The 23,923-nt window shown below is 39.4% G+C and carries 15 protein-coding genes; 9 read left to right on the forward strand and 6 right to left on the reverse strand.

The genetic code is table 11. From position 1 onward, the window contains the following. Positions 1–175: 175 nt before the first annotated feature. Positions 176–2,263, reverse strand: a complete 2,088-nt coding sequence (locus tag B7E04_RS10285; RefSeq protein WP_080778566.1) for a S8 family peptidase — start codon at positions 2,261–2,263, stop codon at positions 176–178. 293 nt (positions 2,264–2,556) lie between these two features. Between B7E04_RS10285 and dnaE the strand changes: the two genes are divergently transcribed. The 3 genes from dnaE (at position 2,557) to B7E04_RS10300 (ending at position 12,354) form a co-directional block, all read left to right on the forward strand. Beyond that, positions 2,557–7,227: a DNA polymerase III subunit alpha gene (gene dnaE / locus B7E04_RS10290; protein ID WP_080778567.1), complete on the forward strand. Its 4,671-nt coding sequence runs from the start codon at positions 2,557–2,559 to the stop codon at positions 7,225–7,227. A 330-nt stretch (positions 7,228–7,557) separates the two neighbouring features. Next, on the forward strand, positions 7,558–10,644 hold the full coding sequence (locus B7E04_RS10295; protein ID WP_080778568.1) for a T9SS type A sorting domain-containing protein: 3,087 nt from the start codon (positions 7,558–7,560) through the stop codon (positions 10,642–10,644). Between the two features lie 117 nt (positions 10,645–10,761). Continuing rightward, complete coding sequence (locus B7E04_RS10300; protein ID WP_080778569.1) at positions 10,762–12,354, forward strand: GEVED domain-containing protein; 1,593 nt, start codon at positions 10,762–10,764, stop codon at positions 12,352–12,354. A gap of 75 nt (positions 12,355–12,429) precedes the next feature. Here B7E04_RS10300 and B7E04_RS22390 read toward each other — a convergent pair whose 3' ends face one another. Further along, entirely contained in the window at positions 12,430–12,588 is a 159-nt protein-coding gene (locus B7E04_RS22390; protein ID WP_228439898.1) for a hypothetical protein, read from the reverse strand. 45 nt (positions 12,589–12,633) lie between these two features. After that, a complete protein-coding gene (locus tag B7E04_RS10305) occupies positions 12,634–13,461 on the reverse strand; it encodes an ion transporter (RefSeq protein WP_080778570.1) in 828 nt (275 codons plus the stop codon). A 61-nt stretch (positions 13,462–13,522) separates the two neighbouring features. On the opposite strand from B7E04_RS10305, the gene B7E04_RS10310 reads away from it, so the two are divergent. Further along, positions 13,523–14,620, forward strand: coding sequence for a Nif3-like dinuclear metal center hexameric protein (locus B7E04_RS10310; RefSeq protein WP_080778571.1), 1,098 nt, complete (start codon positions 13,523–13,525; stop codon positions 14,618–14,620). 2 nt (positions 14,621–14,622) lie between these two features. Then, positions 14,623–15,399, forward strand: a complete 777-nt coding sequence (locus B7E04_RS10315) for a zinc ribbon domain-containing protein (RefSeq protein ID WP_080778573.1) — start codon at positions 14,623–14,625, stop codon at positions 15,397–15,399. A gap of 53 nt (positions 15,400–15,452) precedes the next feature. Here the strand turns inward: B7E04_RS10315 and B7E04_RS10320 are convergent, their stop codons facing one another. After that, positions 15,453–16,103 (reverse strand): hypothetical protein, encoded by a 651-nt coding sequence (locus B7E04_RS10320; RefSeq protein WP_139785381.1) that lies wholly within the window; start codon positions 16,101–16,103, stop codon positions 15,453–15,455. Positions 16,104–16,113: 10 nt separating this feature from the next. Next, a complete protein-coding gene (locus B7E04_RS10325; protein WP_080778576.1) occupies positions 16,114–17,892 on the reverse strand; it encodes an AMP-dependent synthetase/ligase in 1,779 nt (592 codons plus the stop codon). A gap of 291 nt (positions 17,893–18,183) precedes the next feature. On the opposite strand from B7E04_RS10325, the gene B7E04_RS10330 reads away from it, so the two are divergent. Together B7E04_RS10330 and B7E04_RS10335 are read left to right on the forward strand one after the other, a co-directional pair. After that, the gene (locus B7E04_RS10330) at positions 18,184–19,323 is read left to right on the forward strand and encodes an acyl-CoA dehydrogenase (protein ID WP_048507956.1); all 1,140 of its coding nucleotides are present in this window, start codon (positions 18,184–18,186) and stop codon (positions 19,321–19,323) included. Positions 19,324–19,346: 23 nt separating this feature from the next. Further along, the gene (locus B7E04_RS10335) at positions 19,347–19,712 is read left to right on the forward strand and encodes a hypothetical protein (protein WP_080778578.1); all 366 of its coding nucleotides are present in this window, start codon (positions 19,347–19,349) and stop codon (positions 19,710–19,712) included. A gap of 161 nt (positions 19,713–19,873) precedes the next feature. On the opposite strand, the gene B7E04_RS10340 is transcribed toward B7E04_RS10335, so the two are convergent. Beyond that, a complete protein-coding gene (locus B7E04_RS10340; protein ID WP_080778579.1) occupies positions 19,874–20,824 on the reverse strand; it encodes a DUF4349 domain-containing protein in 951 nt (316 codons plus the stop codon). Between the two features lie 380 nt (positions 20,825–21,204). Here B7E04_RS10340 and B7E04_RS10345 point away from each other — a divergent pair, with 380 nt between their 5' ends. Both B7E04_RS10345 and B7E04_RS10350 read left to right on the forward strand, forming a co-directional pair. Further along, the gene (locus B7E04_RS10345) at positions 21,205–21,594 is read left to right on the forward strand and encodes a hypothetical protein (RefSeq protein ID WP_080778580.1); all 390 of its coding nucleotides are present in this window, start codon (positions 21,205–21,207) and stop codon (positions 21,592–21,594) included. A gap of 10 nt (positions 21,595–21,604) precedes the next feature. Beyond that, complete coding sequence (locus B7E04_RS10350; protein ID WP_080778581.1) at positions 21,605–23,863, forward strand: zinc-dependent metalloprotease; 2,259 nt, start codon at positions 21,605–21,607, stop codon at positions 23,861–23,863. Positions 23,864–23,923: the final 60 nt, after the last annotated feature.

A 23,923-nucleotide genomic window follows, 5' to 3' on the forward strand; every position in this document is an offset into this window, starting at 1 on the left:
AATTGTTTTAAATTTTCATTGATTTTTATACGTTGGAAAATTAGAATATTATGTTTAGTTATAGCTGATAAAGCCCATATAGAACACTTTTTATTGCCGGATCATCAGTAAATCACAAAAAAAAGCCGTTCCCACAGTATTCAGGGAACGGCTGAAAAAGTAAAAACTTGATTTATTATTCTTTAATGATTCTTTTAGAGATCTTCTCTTTTCCGTTATTTATTTCAATGATGTATATGGCTGCAGGATACGTTGAAAAGTCTATTGATTCCTTATCACTGTTGATTGATCCGTTCTGTAATTTTTTACCTGCCAGATCGTAAACTGTAAAAATTGACTTTTTAGGAGCATTCAGTACCTGTACTGCATCTTTTGTTTTTGTAGGACTGATAATAATGCTGCTTAATGAGGATGAAGATTCTATTTGTTTTGGTAATGCAGCCACTGTAGGAGTATATCCTGTTATCATAATAGAATAATTTTGAGGAGCACCGGCACCTGAATTATTAACAAGGTTTCCTTTATTGGAGATTTCTATTTTATAACTTTTTCCGGCTACAGGGGCATCAATCACTACCTGTTCCACATTGTCTACTTTATTGTCTCCTTTAGTAGCAGGAGCCAGAGGATTATTTACATTTAATCTCCAGGGATAGTAAATAGTATTAGTTGCCGTATCGGTAATTTTCAGATCCAGATCATTAACAAGAGTAGATGTTCTTGCGTTGTGAGCTTCCGTAAAAGTCTGGTAATCGGGATGGTTGTATGCAGGATCAATCCATGAAATAGTTACTTTAAGAGGCTCACTGCCTGAAGCGGTAACATTTTTTGTATTGGTAACACCATTGTTTAAGGTTTCGTCTGTAAATATTACGGTTCCGTTGGACTTTCCAACCAACAATTCAGCCCCTTTTTTGGCATTGATGAACCCCCACCCATGATGCGGATCCGGTCCTATTGTTCCTGCTTCTGAGGCAGAATGAATGGTGAGTACTTTTGCGGAGGCTGCATTGAATTCTGAACCGTCAAACAGCTGTTTGTTGATCTGTGTCCACAGACCTATAATTCCGGTCACTATAGGAGCTGAGTAGGAAGTTCCGCTACCTGAACTGTAAGTTGTGCTGCCGGTCGTATTTTCAGCAGTCCAGGCATATCCTACATTGGTACCAACTGCGGTAATATCAGGTTTGATTCCGCCGTCATCTCTTGGTCCTGCACTGCTGTATGAAGAATGGACCACACTGGCTGCATTGGAATATCTTCCGTTATTTGAAGTGATGATGTCCGAAGCACCTACTAAAATGATGTTTTTTGCTACTGAACCGTGAGGTATACAATCATATCCATCTTTACAGTTTTTAGGGGGTTTGGTTCCCATAAAACCGAACTGATTGAAGGTTACTCCGTCTGTTGTATAATAATCCATAAATCCTGCAGGGCCGTCATTGTATGAATTTCCTGCAGATTTTACAATTATATAAGTCGGGTTGCTGTAAACAATCTGATCATAATTTTTATCATGCCTATAATAAACACCATTCAGATCCGGAAATGGACCTTTGGAGTTATAGGGCCCTACCCATACCATCGATCCTGGTTTTATCGCTGAACTCCATCCTGTACTTTGTCCGTAGGAATGATTGGAAATTTTAGGTTGTGCAACTAATATTTTCTGGTGAACATTGCTTTCAGTAGTACTTCCTGGCAGAGTAGAATTTAGAAATGAGTAAGAATCAATCGTTGAATTCTTTGCAATTCCCTGAATGTCTTTGCCTGAGGAAACAAAAGGTTTGCCTCCCATAAAGCTGGCAACAGCCGTTGCATGCCCTGAATATTTTATGGTATTGGCTTCCTTATTGGTAACCCGGTTTGTTGCATTGTTGAATACATTATGGGCGGCGTATACCCGTCCACCATCAAAAATAGTAAAATTAATATTTTCACCGTTGAAAGATCCGTTCAGTCCGGCGACTGTTCCGTTTTGAAGAAAGTCAGAGTTAGAATTTTTGATCTGGTTGATGTCATGTACTTCATAGAAGAGAGGAGTATTGCCTAAAAAGCCTGAAAGCTCAGCTCTTTTTTGTTCAATCTCCTGTCCTCTTTTTGAACCCATTTCAGAACCATAATTTTTCGCAATATATGCATCAAATTTTTCATTGTTTTCACGGTTCTGTTTTTCGAATTCACGCATTAAGGCATCATTTTTTTGTGCACTGATGAGTAGAGAGGCCATTGTGCCAATCAGAAATAAATGTTTTTTCATTTGATAATTTTTTTGGTAACAGGACAAATATATACCGGATCGATAATGGCTCCAAATAATATTTAAATTATTTTTAATTTTATTTATTTTTTAATACAAATGAATTAGTATATTGTTTATTTTGTTGTCTATTTTTGTTTTATTGGATTAATTTTAAATGAATAATATATTTTACTTTTAATGGTGTTTTTTATAGAAACTTATTCGTTTTTTCCTGCAGATTTAAATAGGATATTTTTGAAAAAATGAACTAACTTTACATTCTCTTTTTTTAAAAAAAGTTAGAAAATTATATGTACTTAATTTTTGACACAGAAACTACCGGCTTACCAAAGAATTTCAATGCCCCGCTCTCAGACTCAGACAATTGGCCAAGAATGGTTCAGATTGCATGGCAGGTGCATGATGATGATGGTAAATTAATTGAAAATCAGGATTATATTATAAAACCCGAAGGGTATGATATTCCCTTTAACGCCGCAAGAATTCACGGGATTACCACGAAGATTGCTAATGAAGAAGGGCGGGATCTGCAGGAAATTTTAGAAGAATTTTCTAAGGTTCTGGATAAAGTAAGAATTGTATCCGGACACAATGTAGAGTTCGATTATAATATTGTTGGAGCTGAATTTTTCAGAAAAAATATAAAAGACAACCTTCAGGAGAAACCTAAAGCGGATACCATGGTTTTAGGGACCGATTATTGTAAACTTGGAGGAGGAAGAGGCGGCAGATACAAGTCTCCCAAACTGGAAGAGCTGTATGAAAAGCTTTATGGGCATAAATTTGATGAAGCCCACAATGCCGCTGCCGACGTAAACGCAACGGCAAGGGTGTTCTTCGAAATGATGAGAATAGGGGTAATCCCGGCAGAGGTTCTCAAGATATCCGAAGACCAGCTTACCTATTTCAAAACCCTTTATCCGGACCCGATACAGGCATTTGATATTGTCATCCGAAGACAGGTTGCGGACTTCAACAACAAGAAAAAGCAGCAGGATTTTGGAAGCATTGATGAAATCGATCTTGGAAGATATTTCAATTTTGACAATCACAGTGTTTTCTCCACTTTATCGGCCACTTCAAGCATCAATGATCTTATAAAAAAAGCCACCGATGATAATTTCCCGGCTGTCGGGATGGTGGATCTGGGAAATATGATGGGCGCTTTCAAATTTGTTTCTGCGATAGAAGGAGCCAACGCAGATCGTTCAAAAAAACATAAAGAATATCTAGCCAAAAAACAGGAGGCAGAAGAAAACGGAACGGAATTTAATGAAGAAGAACCGGTTTCAGAACCGTTGATTCCTGTTGTAGGGTGTGAATTTTATATTTCAGACCGTTACGAGCAGAAACAGTTTACCAAAGATGATCCAGACAGAAGAACGCAGGTTGTTTTGTTGGCAAAAGATTTTGAAGGCTATAAAAACCTCGCAAAACTATCGAGCATCGGTTTCCTGAAAGGATTCTATTTTGAGGTTCCGAGGATCAGCCGCGAACTGATTGCAGAATATAAAGAAGGAATTATTGCATTAACTTCGGGAATTCACGGAGATATTCCTGATGCGATATTAAATACCGGAGAGCAAAAAGGGGAGGAGCTTTTCAAATGGTGGAAAGATACCTTTGAGGATGATTTTTATGTCCAGATCCAGAACCACAAACTGCCGGAAGAAGAGCATTTGAACGATGTACTGCTACATTTTGCCGATAAATATAATGTTAAAATTTTAGCGCAGAACGAAACTTTTTATACCAATAAAGACGATTCCAATATCCAGGATATTGTAAGCTGCATTAAAGATGGTGAAAAGCTGTCAACTCCCGTTGGGAAAGGTTTTGGAAAAAGGAGAGGTCTGGCTACCGGGGAATATTATATTAAAAATGCCGAAGAAATTAAAGAAGCGTTTTTAACCTACCCAGATGCGTTCGAGGCCTACGAAGAATTTACGGCCAAATTTAAGCCTTACACTTTAAAAAGAGACGTTCTCCTTCCGAAATTTGATATTCCGGAAGAATTTATTCATGCGGAAGATGATGTGGACGGAGGTAAACGTGGTGAGATGGCTTATCTTACTTACCTAACTTATGAAGGTGCCAAGAAACGATATTTTGATACTGGAATTACAGACGAAATCAAAGAACGTCTGGATTTCGAGCTGGAAGTTATTGCCAATACAGGATATCCGGGTTATTTCCTTATTGTTCAGGATTTCTGTAATGAAGCCCGGAATATGGGTGTTTGGGTAGGCCCGGGCCGTGGTTCTGCTGCGGGTTCTGCGGTGGCATACTGTATCGGAATTACCAATGTAGACCCGATTAAATACGATCTCCTTTTTGAGAGATTCCTGAATCCTGAAAGGGTTTCCATGCCCGATATTGATATCGACTTCGATGACGAAGGGCGTGACAAAATTATCAAATGGGTAGTTGATAAATACGGAAAAACCCAGGTAGCGCAGATTATTACATACTCCGTTTTGGGTGGAAAATCTGCCATTAAAGATGCCGGAAGAGTTCTGGATGTACCGATTCCTGATACGAATAATATTGCGAAGCTGATTCCGCCAAGTCCTGGGATGAACATTGCGAAAGCTCTGGCAAAATATGATAAACTGAAGCCCGAAGAACAGATGCTCGTTGATGAAATGAGATATGTTCTTAATAGCCCGGATGATGCCCGGCACGGCGTTCTGGCGAGTGCTAAAAAAATGGAAGGCTGTATCCGGAATACCGGTATTCACGCATGTGGAGTAATTATTACACCGGAAGATGTGAGCAACCTGGTTCCTGTGACCATTGCGGCAAAAGATGCGGATATTCTGGTCTCCCAGTTTGATAACTCGGTGGCGGAAAGTGCCGGTCTACTGAAAATGGACTTCCTGGGTCTTAGGACCTTAACCATCATTAAAGATGCTTTAAAACTGGTTAAAGCAAGATATAATATTGATATAGATCCGGACCTGATTCCGCTTGATGATGCTAAAACCTATCAGTTATTTAAGGAAGGAAGAACAGTCGGGATTTTCCAGTATGAAAGTCCGGGGATGCAAAAGTACATGAGAGAGTTGAAGCCTACGGTTTTTGCCGATCTTATTGCCATGAATGCCCTTTACCGGCCGGGACCGATTAAATATATTCCGAATTTTATCAACAGGAAACACGGGATCGAAGAAATTGTCTATGACTTACCGGAAACTGAAGAGTATCTGAAAGAAACCTACGGAATTACCGTGTATCAGGAGCAGGTAATGCTGTTGTCGCAAAAACTGGCCAACTTTACGAAAGGTGAAGCCGATACGCTGAGAAAAGCAATGGGTAAAAAACAGATCGATGTTCTGAATAAAATGTACCCTAAATTCATTGAAGGCGGCCGGAAAAATAATCTGAACGAAGAACGTCTGGAAAAAATCTGGAACGACTGGAAAGCTTTTGCCGAATATGCATTTAACAAATCCCACTCTACCTGCTATGCTTTTATCGCCTATCAGACAGCTTATCTGAAAGCAAATTACCCTGCAGAATATATGGCGAGTGTGATGAGTAACAACATTAACAATACCGATTCAATTACCATGTTCATGGAAGATTGTAAGAGTATTGGTGTAGATGTTTTAGGTCCGGATGTAAATGAATCCCAGTATAAATTCTCTGTAAACGAAAAAGGACAGATCCGTTTCGGGCTGGGAGCAATCAAAGGGATTGGTGAAGGACCGAGTGAAGCTATTACCAGGGAAAGAGCCAATGGGAAATTCAGGAATATCTATGATTTCTTTGAAAGGATCCTTCCTTCCCAGATGAATAAAAGAGTGGCGGAAAGTTTGGTGCTGGCGGGAGCTTTTGATGAACTGGGCTCTTATCACAGAGGTCAGTATTTTGATCTGGATATGGCCGGCAAAACCAATCTTGAAAGGCTGATCCGGTATGGACAGAGTTTCCAGGAAAGTAAAAATGAAATGGAACACTCCCTTTTTGCAGATTTTGCCGATGAGGTGCAGATCGAGCAGCCTAAACTGCTGCCTTGCCCGGAATGGCCTAATATGCATAAACTCAATAAAGAAAAAGAAATTATCGGATTCTATCTTTCTGCACACCCTTTGGATGAGTTCAAATACCAGTTCCAGTTTATGCAGGGACAGCTTTCCAAAAAAAGTGTCCTGGAAAAGGAGGATGAATCAAAAATTGCTACTGATGAAGCACCAATTCTGGAGCAGGATGCTGCAGATGAAACTATAGATTTAACGGAAATTGTTTCGGATGACATTGTAGCCGGAGAAGAAGAGGAGATCATTGAGGAGGTTATAAAAAAAGCAGAGCCAAAAGGTGTTTTCCATTTCCTGAACCTTGATGAGGTGGATGCATATAAAGAACAGGCTTTTGCCAACAAGCAGGAAGAATTATTTGAGGAAAAGAAAAAAGACTGGAAAACTCTGCAGAAAGAAAGAGAAAACGGCGGTGCCGGAAAAGAGTATACCGTTGCCGGTTTAATTACTGAATATGTGGTGAAAGACGGATTCAGAAGTGGTGAGAAAGTGGCTTTTGTAACATTGGAAGACTATTCCGGATCCTATTCTTTCCGTTTGGGTGATCGTGATTATATGAAGCTAAAAGAAAAACTGGAAGTTCAGAGGTTTGTGATCTTTAAAATAAAATTTGCACAGGTGAAGGACGGAAGGGTTTTTGTGAATGTGAATGATGTCATTGAGCTTCAGGAGGCTTTTGAGAGATTTGCAAAAAGCATTTCGCTGGTGATGGATGTGATGGATGTCCGCACCGAAGATCTTGAATTTTTCAGAACGGTTCTCGACCGGAATAAAGGAAACCAGAAACTCAAATTCTTTATTAAAAACATTGAAGATGATTCCCATATTGAAGTACAGTCTATGAAACATTCGGTGGATCTGAACGGAGATCTTATCAAACAGATCCAGCTTCTTAATAAATATGAGTTTTATCTGAACTAGAATTTGTGAATTATCTAATAAAAAAGCGACAGTTTTGTCGCTTTTTTTATTAATAATAAGTCGTTATTTGGTGAAAATTTTTTATATTTTTTTATGTTAAATATAAATTTTTCCATTTATTGTGATTTTAATCTTTGAAATAAGTATCTGTATATCAATATGTTATTTTTATTTTCTGTTTTGATTATTTAGCATCATATTCAAACATGTATTTAATTTTGTGTAATAAAACAATTGATTTAAGATTTTGTCTTTAATATTTTAAGATAATTTTTGATTTTAGACAAAATATTTGTTTACTTTTACCCTCTAATTTTATTTTTACTACACATGAAAAAAATTCTACTAACGTGCCTTTTATCAATCGGTACACTTGCTTCGGCCCAGATTACTCTGGGTTCCGGAACTACCACCGGTGGGACATCTACTTCTGTTGCCACCGTTCCCTGGAGTACCTATTACGGGTATAGCTATGCACAGCAGATTTTGACAAAATCTAATATCAATGCGGATGCAGCAGGAAATATTACAGGTTTGAAATTTTACCTTGGAGCTTCATCTGCCATTACAAACTCTAATGATGTGGTAGTGTATTTGGGCCTTACCAATAAGGAAACTTTTGCATCTACTACAGATTGGATTCCAACGGCTTCGCTTACGCAGGTTTTTGCAGGAACCGTAACGAATAACGCAGGAGTTGTAGAAATCACTTTCCCAACACCTTTTCCTTACGACAATGTAAATAACCTGGTTATTGCTATTGATGAAAATAAAGCTGATGATGATGGTGGTGAACGCTTTTACACCTATTCAAACGGAAGTAATAAAACATTGTATTACAGGAGCGATACCACCAACCCGAATCCGGCTTCTATTACCCAGACAGGGACGAGATCTGGTACTCAGTCTGTAGTTACCCTTCTCGGCCTTACACTTAACCCGGTTCCGCTGTGTCCGGTAGTATCTGCTCCATCTGCGGCTGCAACAGGAGTTTCTGTTACTCCGGCCATTACCTGGGCAGCAATAACCAACGCTACAGGGTACAGGTTGTCTATTGGAACCACTGCAGGAGGAACCGATGTGGTGAATAATGCAGACGTAGGAAACGTTCTTACCTATACCCCTTCAACCCCTTTAAATTTTAATAAGCAATATTACTACACGGTAAATTCTTACAATGGGGCCATTCCATCAGTGTCATGCAGTGAAAGATCTTTCACAACAATGAATATCCCTTGTCCTACGGTTACAGCGCCGGCTTCATCTGCTACAGGAGTGTCTGTTACACCAACGATCACGTGGGATGCAATTACAGGGGTTACCGGATACAAATTAAAAGTAGGTACTACCGCCGGAGGATCAGATGTTATGAATAACATAGATTTAGGAAACGTAACTTCTTATACATTCAGCAGTGCCTTGTTAAACAGTACTCAGTATTACTATACCGTAACTTCGTATGATGCGAACAACAATACATCTGCTTCATGCTCCGAAAGAAGCTTTACAACAGTTTGTGCTGTTGTAGTTCCGGCATATTCTCATGACTTTGCTTCATTCCCTGGGGCATGCTGGTCTCTGGCTAATGGCGGAACACCGGCTACAGGTCCTGGCACAGGTACTACCAATTACTGGGTAAGTGATGGTTTCCTTAACGTAGGGTCTTCTGGGGCTGCCAGAATGAATCTTTATTCAACAGGGAGAAACGGATGGCTGAAATCTCCTGCCTTTAATTTATCTGCAGGAGGATATAGGGTTAAATTCAACTATGGAGTAACCGGTTTTGATGTTACAACAGCGAGCGCTATGGGGTCTGACGATATAGTACAGTTCCTTGTTTCTCCGGATGGGGGAGCCACATGGACAATCCTGAAAACATGGGATACGTCTAACACTCCTTCCAATACATCGAATACCTATACTTTTGACTTAAGTAATTATTTAGGAACTAACACTGTATTTGCTATATACGGAAGCGATGGTGCGGTTAACGATGCCCCTGACTATGATTTCTTCGTAGATAACTTCGTAGTAGAAGCGATCCCGGCATGTGACACTCCAGCGACACTAAACCATTCAGCGGTTACCTACAATTCTGCTACTATTTCATGGACGCCTCCTTCTGTGGCTCCTGCTAACGGATATCAATATTCTTATTCAACAACCAATACAGCTCCTGCTTCAGGAACTTCTACTACGGCTACTACTCAGGATCTGGGTCCTTTATTGCCTCAGACTACCTACTACTATTGGGTAAGATCCATGTGCGCAGGTTCTGAAAGTGCATGGGCGTCCGGTTCATTCACAACACCGACTACACCGCCAGCTAATGATGACTGTAACAATGCTGTTGGTTTAACCGTAAATCCTGACCTTACATGTGCTGCAACTACGGCAGGAAATACTTTAGGTGCTACAAACTCCAACGTACCTGTGGGCACTTGTACAGGAAATCCTGATGATGATGTTTGGTATTCTTTCGTAGCAACATCTACATTGCATAACATTGTTCTTTCAAATGTAGTGGCCACCGGAACTTCAACGTCTACCAGCCTTTATACTCAGGTATTCAGCGGGGCTTGCGGATCTTTAACAAGCCTTCAGTGCGGAACAACAAACTCTACCAATGCATCAGGACTAACCGTGGGGCAAACTTACTATGTAAGAGTATATAACAGCAACGGAGCAGGAGCTAACAACAGTTTCAATATCTGTGTAAATACGCCTCCGGCACCACCAGCTAATGATGTTTGCGCAGGAGCTGTAGCTTTAACGGTTGGAGGTAACTTTAATGCAAATGCAATTGTTTCTACAAACGTAAATGCAGTTACAGACGGAACTACGTCTTGCCAGTCAAGCAGAGGAGATAACGTTTGGTATTCAGTAGTGGTACCTGCAAGCGGAAAAGTGACCCTGGAAGTTCAGGGAGTTGCAGGATCAGGATTTGTAGATAGTGTACTTTCTATCCATTCCGGGACTTGCGGATCATTAACAAGTATAGCTTGTGATGATGACGCTGGAGTAGATAACTTCTCTCTGGTTAGTGTAACAGGGCAGACTCCTGGTGCTACCTTATACGTAAGTGTATGGAGATACACAGGAAGTGCAGGTGGAGGAAGTACTACAGGAGAGTTTAGGATTTCAGCTTATGATGCATCATTATTGGCAACATCTGAAACTTCAGCAGCTAAAAATGATCTTAAAGCATATCCGAATCCTTTCCACGATGTTCTGAATATTTCAGATATCTCAAAAGTAAAATCAATCTCTATTGTTGATCTTGCCGGAAGAGTGGTGAAAACCATTGATAATCCTTCATCAGCCCTTCAGTTAGGAGATCTGAAACAAGGAATGTATCTGGTAACTCTGAACCTGAAAGATGGATCTAAGCAGACGATTAAAGCCATTAAAAAATAAACCATTAGTTAATTTATTTTTAGAAGAGGCGGCCATAGGTCGTCTCTTTTTTATTATATAAATATATATTGATGATATTTTTTCATTAAATTTGTTTAAACCATAAAAATTGCATATATGAAAAAGCTTTTACTTGTGAATTTAATAATTGTCGGCGTGTTTGGATTTGGCCAGACGTATTGCATCCCTGAATTTGAGGAAGGCTGCGAAGGTGGGGATATGATCAACAGTTTTACAATTCCATCTGCAGGATTCAGTCACCTGGATACGGGGTGCAGCCAGCTGGCATATGGAGATTACACCACCCAGACAATTAATTTGAATGCAGGCGTTAATTACGCCTTTTCTGTTACCCACGATTATGAAGACCAGGTGGTAAAGATCTGGATTGATTTTGATAACAACGGAACCTTTGATGATGCAGCACCGGAACTGGTGGGTGAGGCTACCAGCACCGGATCTGGAAGCGCTACGGTTACTGACGGAACTATTACAATTCCTGCCACCGTAACGCCGGGAACGTACAGAATGCGGGTAGGAGACAGATATTCAAGCAGCCCTGAGCCATGTAATGTAGAAGGATTTGGAGAAGCACATGATTATACGGTAGTGATCGGAGCTGTTCCAAGCTGTCTGGCGCCGGGTAATTTGTCATCCAGTGGAGTTACATTTAATTCAGCTGCTATTTCGTGGACTGCTTCTACCAGCACGGTTGGAGTGGGATACGAATATTATTATGATTCAACAAATACAGCTCCCACAAGCACTACAGCAGCTACCGGAAGCGTTGGTGCGTCTGCTTTATCAACTCCATTGTCTTCTCTTACCCCGGCTACAACCTATTATGTATGGGTAAGATCTGTCTGTACAACAACTGATAAAAGCGGATGGTCTGTAGGCACATCCTTTACAACAGATTGCGCCTCCGTAGTTCCTGCCACAACATATAACAATGACTTTACTACATTTCCGGGAAATTGTTGGGAGCAGGCTTCAGGTGGTGATGCTGCAACCGGGCCTACGGGAACAGAGGAATTCTGGTATGATTCAGACTTCCTGAACGCGGGAGACGGTAACACTTCTGCAAAGATCAATCTTTATTCAGATGGTACTGCGGCGTGGCTGAAAACCGTACCTTTCGACCTGTCAGCCGGTGGATACAGAGTGAAGTTCGATTACGGAGTTACAGAGTTTTTTGACGTGACACCTTCTGCCATGGGATCGGATGATGTGGTTCAGTTCCTGGTGTCCGGAGATGGAGGAGCTACATGGACTGTTCTGGAGACATGGGATGCATCTAATACACCTTCCAATACTTCCACGCCTTATTCTTTTGATTTAACATCCTATACCGGAGCGAACACCATATTTGCATTTTATGCTTCAGACGGTACGGTAAATGATTCGGAAGACTATGACTTCTTTGTGGATAATTTTAAAATAGAATCAGCATTACTGGCAATTTCAGAAGTTTCCAATTTGAAAGATGTCATCAAGGCCTATCCCAACCCTTTTACAGAGGTGCTGAATCTCTCCAAAGCAGATCTTGTGAAATCCATTTCTGTTTCTGATGCTTCCGGAAGACTGGTAAAAACCATTGATAAGCCTTCTTCATCCCTTCATTTGGGAGACTTGAAACAGGGAGTATATTTCCTTAGTTTAACGATGAAAGACGGCTCAAAACAAACCATCAAAGCCATCAAAAAATAAAAAACAACAGTATTATATCAAAAAAAGACGGCGAAAGCCGTCTTTTTATATTACTTATTACCCATCACTCATTACTCATTTATCCGGCACCGGCTGTATATCTCCCGTATTCATACTTTCAAAGACAGTAGGGAAAAACATGACGAGTATAAAATAAATAATAATCATTAATACAATTAAAGCAAAAAGAATGATGACCAGACTGTTCGGTTTATTTTTCTTTTGTGGTTCCATGATTTCTGTGGTATTTGGTTAATAGATTAATTTCAATACCATATACTAAGCTAATTTCTTGCCACACTGCTTGCAGTACCGTGCATCATCATCAATATCTTCATTCCCGCACTGATCACATATCTTTTCCAGGTTCTGTCTTTTGTTCCGCATTTCTGCCGTTACAATTCCTGTGGGAACGGCAATAATAGAATAACCTGCAAGCATAAGAATAACCGCAAAAAATTTACCCATCGGGGTGATAGGGGATACATCCCCGTAGCCTACGGTAGTTACAGTAACCACAGCCCAGTAAATAGATTGCGGGATCGTTTCAAAACCTGGTCTTCCGCCTTCCACCATAAACATCAGGGAACCTACAATCACGGAGAAAATAATCAGGAATAACAGGAATATATAAATCTTTCTGGAACTGTTCTTTAAAGCCCGGACGATGAGGTAACCGTCATTCATAAAATCAAGAAGATTGAATATCCTGAAAATTCTCAGCATCCTCAGCATTCTGAAGATCAGGAAATATTTGGTCACAGGAAAGAAAAAGCTCAGATAAAAAGGAACCAATGCCAGAAAATCGATGATTCCGAAAAAGCTGAAAATATAATGCTTCTTATTTTTAACAACAGTGATGCGCATCCAGTATTCAACGGTGAAAAAAATGGAGATAATCCATTCCAGGATGATGAAGGTATAATGAAATCTTTTATCAAGTTGAGGAACACTCTCCATCATAATAATGGCAGTGCTGATCAGAATCAGAGACAATAAAGCGACATCAAATAATTTCCCGAGTTTTGTATCGGTACGGTAGATGACCCTGTAAAGAAATCTTTTCCAAAGCTTGTCTTCGGGAACAAGATTATGCTCTTTTTCCATTTTTAATGTTTTTTAAAATTAACAAATTATCGTTATTTTCGTAGCAAACATACAGAATAAAATGACAATAAGCGAAGTAATTTCAAAAATAGAGAACCGTATTCCGCTGCGGCAGGCAGAAGATTTTGACAATGTGGGACTGCTTTGCGGAGTTCCGGACCGGAATGTGAGCGGAATACTGGTGTGTCATGATGCGCTGGAGAATGTAGTGGAGGAGGCTGTTCAGAAAAATTGTAACCTGATCGTATGTTTTCACCCGATTATTTTTTCAGGATTAAAATCCCTGACCGGAAAAAATTATGTGGAAAGAGCCGTATTGAAAGCCATTGAAAATAAAATTGCCATTTATGCGATCCATACGGCATTTGATAATGATTTCTTTGGAGTGAACCATGGAATCTGCAGTCAGCTGGGGTTAAAAGACCTGAAAATCCTTCAGCCTAAGAAAAATAATCTAAAGCAGCTCACGGTCTTTGTTCCGAAAGATCATTCAGAAAAAGTAAGAGAAGCCCTGTTTGCTGCAGGAGCCGGAAATATTGGTTTTTATGACGAATGCAGCTTTACCCTTAACGGCAACGGCACCTTCAGACCCATTGAAGGCTCAAATCCCTTCTCCGGACAGCAGAATATCCGCGAAAATGCTGACGAAGATATGATCTCGGTTATTTTTGAAGACTATAAAAAGGGAAGGATCATTTCAGCCATGAAAGCGGCACATCCCTATGAAGAGGTGGCTTATCAGGTCTATGCGCTGGATAATGAAAATCAGCATTCAGGTCTGGGAATGTATGGCGAGTTTGAAGAAGCCATGAATGAGCGGGAGTTTTTAAAGCTGGTAAAAGATAAATTTGGTTTGGAACTAATCAAACATTCAGATTTTACCCATAAAAAAATCAAAAGGGTAGGGGTTTTGGGAGGTTCCGGAGCCAGTGGAATTAAAGCGGCATTAACTCAGAAGTGTGATGCCTATATCACCGGAGACATTAAATATCATGACTATTTTCTGGCAGAATCCAAAATGCTGATCTGCGACATAGGCCATTATGAATCCGAACAATTTGTAACTCAACAATTATTTGAAATTTTGTCACAAAAATTTAGTACATTTGCAATTTCAAAATCTTTTGAAAAAACAAACCCAGTAAATTATTTCATTTAAATATGGCAAAGACCAACGATATTTCAGTTGAAGAAAAATTAAGAGCTTTATACGATTTGCAGATCATTGATTCAAGATTGGATGAAATCCGAAATACCAGAGGAGAATTGCCAATTGAGGTTGAAGATCTTGAAATCGAGATTGAAGGACTTGAAAAAAGAGCTGAAAAATTCCATGCAGATATCAAAGATCAGGATGACCAGATCAAGACCAAGCATGAAGTGATTAACCATGCAAAAACTTTAATTGAAAAATACAAATCTCAGCAGGATAATGTAAGAAACAATAAAGAGTTTGAAGCATTAGGAAAAGAAATAGAATTCCAGGATCTTGAAATTCAGCTTGCTGAAAAGAGAATCAAAGAATTCGGAGCTAAAATTGCTCACAAAAATGAAACTTTAAGCGAGCTTAACGACAAAATCGGGGATTTAAAGAACCACTTGAAATTCAAAAAAGAAGAGCTTGAAGGTCTGATTTCTGAAACTCAGAAAGAAGAGGAATACCTGATCGAACAATCTAAAGAGTTTGCCGGTAAAATTGACGAAAGACTGCTTTCTTCATATAACAGAATCAGAAAAAGCTCTGTGAACGGACTGGCTGTTGTAGGACTGGAAAGAGGAGCTCCGAAAGGATCATTCTTCACCATTCCTCCTCAAAAGCAGATGGAGATCGCTCAAAGAAAGAAAATCATTATCGATGAACACTCTGGGAAAATCCTTGTAGATGACGAGTTGGTAATGGAAGAAAATGATAAAATGAAATCTGTGATTAAATTTTAATCGCTCAGGTTTATTAAAATATAAAGACCGGAAGAATTGCTTCCGGTCTTTTTTTATTTATTCTTTCCGTAATAAAAGTTTATATTTTTACACAGATTGATAATAGCAGATTTTCCGGCGGAAGTAAATCCGGAAAAAGAATATTCATTATCTCTACCTTTATTAAATACCCTGTGTGTCCTTGCGGGGATGTCAATCTCCGTAATAGAAGAATTGCAATTTAAGCAGATACTAATCTGATTCACTTTTTGAGTTCCTTTAAAAAATACCAATCCAAGATGGGGTTGGAAGCAGGCAGCAGAACTTTCTCCATAGCTTGAATTTTTTGATAGAGCGGATAATATCTGATCAGCCTGTTTTTGAGTTAAAAATTGTTGTTTTATAATGACAGGAACAAATCTCCCCTTTTTATCAATGGCATTGGGATAAGTTTCCTCATCACCTGCAAAATCATAAGCAATAATCTTATCGTAATCAAGCTTATGAAAAGGGACTCCATTTTTTATATCAGGCTTTATAATATCTGCAGTTTGAATATAATCCACTAATACCTTTTCTTTTAAAGCATTGGATATTTTACTGTATAAAGGGGGAGGAACCTCCGCTCTTTTTTTTAATTCTGTCTTTTTCTGACACGAAAACATAAAAAATGCCAATCCAACAAGAGTAGATTGGCAAATGAAAGTATGATTGAATAATTTCATTTAAAAATAATTAATCCTGATGTTCATACATCTTATTATACAGATCCATGAATTTTTCTTTAATTGCTTTCCTTTTCAGCTTTAAAGTAGGTGTCAGAAGTCCGGTATCAATAGCCCATACTTCCGGGGTAAGTTCAATTTTTTTGATTTTTTCCCAGTTTCCGAGATGTTCATTAATGCCATCCATTTCCTTCTCAATTCTTTCCTTAAGTTCCGGGCTTTTTGCAATCTCAGCGGGAGTGGAACCGATATTCAGGTTGTTTCTCTGAGCCCAGCTTTTAGCAAATTCAAAATCAGGCTGTACCAAAGCACACGGCATTTTTTCACCATCACCCACCACCATGATCTGTTCGATGAATTTTGACGCTTTCGCCAGGTTTTCAATGGTTTGGGGAGCAATATATTTTCCGCCTGAGGTTTTGAACATTTCTTTTTTACGGTCAGTGATCTGAAGGAATCCTTCGGAATCAATATGGCCGATATCTCCTGTTCTGAAATAACCGTCTTCCGTGAAGGCTTCCCTGGTCATTTCTTCATTTTTAAAATATCCTTTGAATATAGATGGCCCCTTTACCGTAATCTCACCATCTTCCTGGATCTTTACTTTCAGGTTGTCCAATGGAATTCCTACGGTTCCTACCTTCATTTTTTCAAAACTGTTAACGGAAATCACGGGTGAAGTCTCCGTTAATCCATAGCCTTCCAGAATTGGAATTCCGGCATTCTGGAACAGCATATTTAATCGGGAAGATAAGGCTGCAGAGCCCGAAACCAGGGTTACGATTTCACCGCCAAGACCTTCTCTCCATTTGGAAAACACCAGCTTATCTGCAATGATTTCCTGCAGTCCGGATGGTTTTGAAATAGTTTTCTTCTTGCTGATCAGGTTTAGGGCCCAGAAGAATATTTTAGATTTCAGGCCGCCGGCAGACGATCCTGTATTATAGATCTTATCGTATACTTTTTCTACCAGCCTTGGCACTACCGTCATGTACTGAGGCTTTACCTCTTTGATATTTTCACCCATCTTATCGATACTTTCGGCAAAATAGATGGAAAAACCATTATATTGGTACAGATAGAAAAGCATTCTTTCAAAAATATGGCAGATCGGAAGGAAACTTAACGCTCTGGAATCCTTATAGTCAAGACCTTTTCTTTTTGGAATCCTTGGGATGGAACCCAATACGTTGGAAACGATGTTATGATGGGTAAGCATCACCCCTTTTGGTCTTCCTGTGGTTCCGGAAGTATAGATAATGGTTGCAAGATCTTCGGAATTGATCGCATTGGAAAGATCTTCCACCTCTATTTGGGTAGAATCATCTTCACCCAGGTCCAGAATTTCTCTCCAGTTGGCTGCACCGCTGATCGTGTCAAAAGTAAAAATACCCTGCAATGAAGGAATATTATGTTTTACTTTCATCACTTTGGTAAAAAGTTCCTTATCCGATACAAAACAGTACTGTATTTCAGCATTATTAAAGATGAATTCATAATCTTCAGCAGAGATACTCGGATATACCGGTACGGAAACAACCCCGATCTGAGACAGCCCCAAATCCATCACAGCCCATTCCGTACGGGAATTGGTGGTGATCAGAGCAATTTTATCACCAGGTTTAATACCCAGTTTTAAAAGTCCTCTGGAGATCTTATTTCCCTGATTGATAAACTCCAGTGTAGAAGTTTTTTTCCATTCGCCCTGATATTTGGTCACAAACATATCCGTTTTAGGAAATTTTTCTAAAGCGTAGTGTGGAATATCGAATAATCTTTTGATCGTCATGATTTTTTAAGCAATTTTTAAAGAATTTTAAATATAAGCATTTTTTTTAATTGTAGTAAGCAGAAATCACCATTTGGAAATTAATTGAATGCCTGCCATAGCAAACAAAGGATTTATCATCATTATTTAAAAATATGAACCGTCTAAGTTTACCACTGAATTTTAGTCCGTATCACCCTCTGTCCGTGATCCCTGTTGCCTAATCCCTGCATCCTGCTCCCTAATTTCTATTTCTATTTTCAGGTTTCGTCAAAAAGTGTAAATTTACGCCTATCTAATTATTATTTTTTTATGGACTTTAATTTATCGGAAGAACAGCTGATGATTCAGCAGGCTGCAAGAGATTTTGCACAAAATGAACTATTACCCGAAGTAATCGAAAGAGACCGCGACCAGAAATTTCCTACGGAACAGGTAAAGAAAATGGGTGAAATGGGTCTTTTGGGGATGATGGTAGATCCTAAATACGGAGGTGCTGGTATGGACAGTGTTTCTTACGTTTTGGCGATGGAGGAGATTGCAAAAATTGATGCTTCCGCAGCGGTGGTAATGTCCGTAAACAACTCACTCGTATGTGCAGGTCTTGAAAAATTTGCTTCCGAAGAGCAAAAAGTGAAATATCTTACCCCTCTTGCAAGCGGAAAAGTAATCGGGGCTTTTGCATTATCTGAGCCGGAAGCCGGTTCTGATGCTACTTCTCAGAAGACTACCGCAGAAGATAAAGGAGACTACTATCTTTTAAACGGGATTAAAAACTGGATCACCAATGGGGGAACAGCTTCTTATTATATCGTTATTGCACAGACAGATCCTGAGAAAAAACACAAGGGAATCAATGCTTTCATCGTAGAAAGAGGATGGGAAGGTTTTGAAGTAGGGGTGAAGGAAGATAAACTGGGAATCAGAGGAAGTGATACGCATTCTTTGATCTTCAACAACGTAAAAGTACCGAAAGAGAACAGAATCGGGGAAGACGGTTTCGGATTCAATTTTGCAATGGCAGTATTGAACGGAGGAAGAATCGGGATTGCTTCTCAGGCTTTAGGTATTGCTTCGGGAGCTTACGAACTGGCTTTGAAATATGCCAAAACAAGAAAAGCATTCAAAACCGAGATCATCAACCACCAGGCTATCGCTTTCAAATTAGCAGATATGGCTACGCAGATTACAGCGGCAAGAATGCTGTGTTTCAAAGCGGCTTGTGAAAAAGATGCCGGTAAAGACATTTCTGAAAGCGGAGCAATGGCAAAATTATATGCTTCCCAGGTGGCAATGGACACTACGATTGAAGCCGTACAGATCCACGGTGGATACGGATATGTGAAAGAATACCACGTAGAAAGATTAATGAGAGATGCGAAAATCACGCAGATCTATGAAGGTACTTCCGAGATCCAGAAAATTGTGATCTCCAGAAGTATTGCAAAATAAACTGAATATAAAACACTATTCTTATGAAAAAAACTTTGTGGATCAGCCTTGGCGTTATTCTTCTCCTGATAGGCGTTGTAGTATGGTATAAATATTATTTCGTTTTCGGGGAAGGTGTGAAATCCGGCTATCTGAACTATGCCATGAAAAAAGGCTATGTCTTCAAAACCTATGAAGGAAAACTGATCCAGGAAGGTTTTGGAAAAGGAAAGACGGGAACCATCACCAGCTACGAATTTGAATTCTCTGTACAAGATCCTGAGATTTTCAGGCAATTGGAAACCAACAGCGGGAAAACTTTTGATCTCCATTACAAAGAATACAACGGAGCACTTCCGTGGAGGGGAAATACAAAGTTTATTGTAGATAAAGTAGTGAATATGAAATAGAAAAAGGCTCCCGATAGGGGGCCTTTCTCATTTTACAAACCACTTTTTTAATAATATATGAGTATTATTTCTTTTTATCTGATTCGATAAAGATAGGAAGAAGAAATGGGTTTCACTTTTAATTGGGATTAAAATAATATTAAAATACACCATTTGGAGTTTTATTGGGGATTTCCGCCCGTAGTTCCTTTATTCCTTTTCTTATAAAAATAATATCCGATTCCGCCAATCAGAAATAAAGGCCATAACGGAAGAATAAAAAGAAAGACAGAAGTGATCACGCCCCAGCCGGAAGATACGGCTGCCAGCGACTTCTCGCCGAAAGTTTTAGGTTCTTTTTCATATCCGGACAGATCAGTAAGAGTTACGGTGATCGTACAAAGTGTATTATCCGCGTAATTATTTCCGGAAACCTGTATGTTTTTCGTTTCAATATCCCCAATGGCGCTCAGGTCAGTCATCAGATCATCAAAATTCCGGATCGGAACTTTGATATCCATATAATATACCTTCTGGCTGTTTTCCGTGTAGGAAGAATTCCTGCCGGCTGCTTCTGTGGTAATATAGGTTAGTTCGTCACCTTTTACATATCCGTTATTTCTCAGGGTTTCCTCTTTTACAAGTTCTTTTACGGTTTCTGCGTTATCTGCTTTTATGGACAGCGTGCCGGTTTTTACCATTTTATTTTTCAGCTCATAGCTGTCATTCTGAGGCTTGTCTTTATAAACAATTTTAGTCTCTTTAATCACCTTTGGAGCAGGTACATTCACGATCACCTTTTCCGTTTTTTTCTCTGCGGAATCCTTTTTCTCAATCTTTGACTCCAGTTTTACGGAAGCAATTTTATCCGATAAGGAATCTACTATTTTGGAAGTATGTTCTATCTTCTGCTGAATTTCACCTTTCGTATCTTCCAGGTCCTTTATTCTGACATTGGCAGAATCCAGAACTGTACTGGCTGTATTACTAATAGCATCAACGGTTTCCGTAACTGCCGAAGCCGTACTGTCCGCCGCATGTAAAGTATCTTCAATTTGGGATTGTGCAGTTTCCCCCTTTTTACACATTATAAAAGTGCCTGATAAAGCAACCAGTAATATGAACTTTTTCATAACGTTAATTTTTTTGATGAAGTAAAATTAGCGGGGATCAGACACAGGCTTTTGTAAATGCAAAGTATTATTTTCGTAAAATTTTAAGTATTTAAAAACCAGTGTTTTATATCTGTTTTACAATTGTTTTACAAATTATTATTTGTTGTAATGATTTATTACTATGTTTCGGGGTCTCAAAAGAATACAGACTGCTATAAAGCTACTTATTGTCTCATTTTTAGACGGTTAGTATGAAAAATGATAACACAAAATCTAATGTTTGTGTCTAAATAATTTCTATATTTGTGATTATGAGTTTATTTGTTAAAAGTTTCGTTTTGTTGAGTTTTTTTAGTCATTTACTGCTTAATTGTACTGAATATAAAAATATTTCATCAATGAACCCCGAAAATAAAAATTCTCAAAAAGTGGAATTTATTGAAATCAGAAGATTGAATTCCAAGATCAATCTGGAAGAATATACTGTGATAACTTCTACAAAAGGGATTAAAGAACTCTATATGAAATTCAATGACTCCGGATATTCAAGATCGGCGCCAATTCCTGTTTTAGATGAAGGCGAATATTTTTTAGTCTTAAAGCCAGGTCTGAAAAAAATAAGCAACGGGGATATTGATATTGAAAAACTGGAAACAGAAGGAGCCCATCTGAATGTTTTTTATAAAGAAGTGGAAAACCAGGAATATGCAGAGAAAAAACAATCCAATCCAGTACTGATCATTAAAATCAAAGACAGCCCCAAGAAAATTAAATTAATAACTATTTAAATATATTACCATGAGAAAGAAAATACTATTTCTATCGAGTTTTATATTCCTTTCTGGAACAGCTATGTCACAGCAGAACACGTGGAGCAGGGCTGCACAGAAAACTGTGAAAGAAACAAGAGAAAGAAATGTAAGAACTTCAGATTATCAGTTGGTCAGCCTGAATACAGATGAACTGAAGCACCAGCTTTCTCTGGCACCGGAAAGAAACAGGCTTTCTTCAGAAAAAGGAATTCTTGTGAAATTTCCGAATGACCAGGGAACATTTGATATCTATGAAGTATTTGAAGCATCTACCATGCACCCGGATCTGCAGGCAAGATATTCCGAGGTAAGATCTTATACCGGACAGAAAGTAGGAGATCCTTCTACCAACATCAGATTCACTTATGATCCGTATTTCGGACTGAATGCAGTGGTGAGAGGGATAAAAGGCATGTACTATATAGATTCATATTCTAAAGATAACAAGACCTATATGGTATATGACAGAAAAAATGCCACTTCACAAAGCCGTTTCGACTGTCTGTTCAAAGGAGATTCCCCTTTAAATGATCTGGTTCCCGAAGTGCACGGCAAAACCGTTGCAGACGGCTTGCTGCGGAGATACAGGCTGGCTATCAGTACCACTATAGAGTATACTGCTTATGCAGCCCAGCAGGCAGGGGTAGGTACCGGAACTGATGCACAGAAAAGAGCGGCTGTACTGGCTGCAGTGAATCTGGCGGTAGCCCGTCTTAACCAGGTGTTTGAAAATGAAATTTCTGTGACTTTGCAGCTTGTGGCCAATACAGACCAGCTATTCTTTATTTCTTCAGATACCTTTGATGCGCTGGATGCCTACCAGATGATTGATGAAAACATTGTGGTAACCAATAATGCCATCGGAGCCAATAATTATGATATCGGGCATGTATTTTTTCAGGCTACCCAGGGGAATGACAATGGCTTAGCTTACACGCCTTCAGTATGCAGCAGCGTAAAAGCGGGAGGCGTTACAGGTTCGGCAATTCCGGTAGGAGATCCTTTTGTGATTGATTTCGTAGCACACGAAATGGGGCATCAGTTTGGGGCTAACCATACCCAGAATAATACTTGTAACAGAAATGACAATACTTCAATAGAACCGGGAAGTGCAAGTACCATTATGGGATATGCAGGAATCTGTTCTCCAAACGTTCAGAGTAACAGTGACGCCTATTTCCATGCAGTAAGCATCCGCGAAATGTATACAAGAATTACCACCGGAGGAAACTGTGGCGTAAATACACCCACCGGAAACAATGAACCAACTGCCAATGCCGGACCTGACAGAACAATTCCTATGGGAACACCGTTTGCTTTAACAGGAGTAGGTTCCGATCCGGATGGTGATGCTATTACCTACAACTGGGAACAGATCGACTTTGGTGCCGCAACGATGCCTCCAAGACCGGCAAATGCACAAGGGCCAATGTTCAGATCGCTGTGGGCTACAACGTCACCTACAAGATATTTTCCAAGACTTTCGACCATTATTGACGGATATAATTCAACCATTATTACACCTTCAAACCCTAAATCATGGGAGAAACTGTCTACCGTAGCCAGAACTTTAAATTTCTCGTTACTGGTAAGAGATAATAAGCCGGTGGGCGGACAAACCGGACGGGATGACATCCAGCTTACCGTAACTACTGCTGCGGGACCATTTACGGTAACTTCCCAGAATGCTGCAGGGGTGGTCTGGAATTCAGGCACATCTCAAACCATTACTTGGAACGTTGCCAATACCAATGCAGCACCTGTGAATACGGCGAACGTAATGATCCTGCTCTCTAAAGACGGCGGGCTTACTTTCCCTCATACGCTTGTAGCAAGTACTCCAAACAACGGATCATACACATTCAATGTTCCGGGAGGTTTGGGAACCTCTTCTACAGCAAGAATTATGATTAAAGCAGTAGATAATGTATTTTTAAATGTGAATACCACCAACTTCACAATCAATTCTACACTGGGAACCAGCGAAACTGAAAAAGCTGAAGAAGGAATAAAAATTTACCCGAATCCTTCAAAAGGAATTTTCACCATCGAAACTGAAGCAGCCAACGGAATTGCGTACACTGTTTTTGCGATGGACGGGAAACTTGTTAATGCTACAAAAGAACTGAAAGGCAGTAAAATCCGTGAAGAAGTTAATTTATCCTCTCTTCCGTCAGGAGTTTACATTATTCAGGTAGACAAAGACGGTCAGAAGATCTCTAAGAAACTGATCATCAAAAAATAAGACAGACTTTTTTGATATAAAAGAACCCGTTCAATTTGGTATTGAACGGGTTTTATTTTT

This window comes from Chryseobacterium phocaeense, from assembly GCF_900169075.1.
Taxonomy (GTDB): Bacteria; Bacteroidota; Bacteroidia; order Flavobacteriales; family Weeksellaceae; genus Chryseobacterium; species Chryseobacterium phocaeense.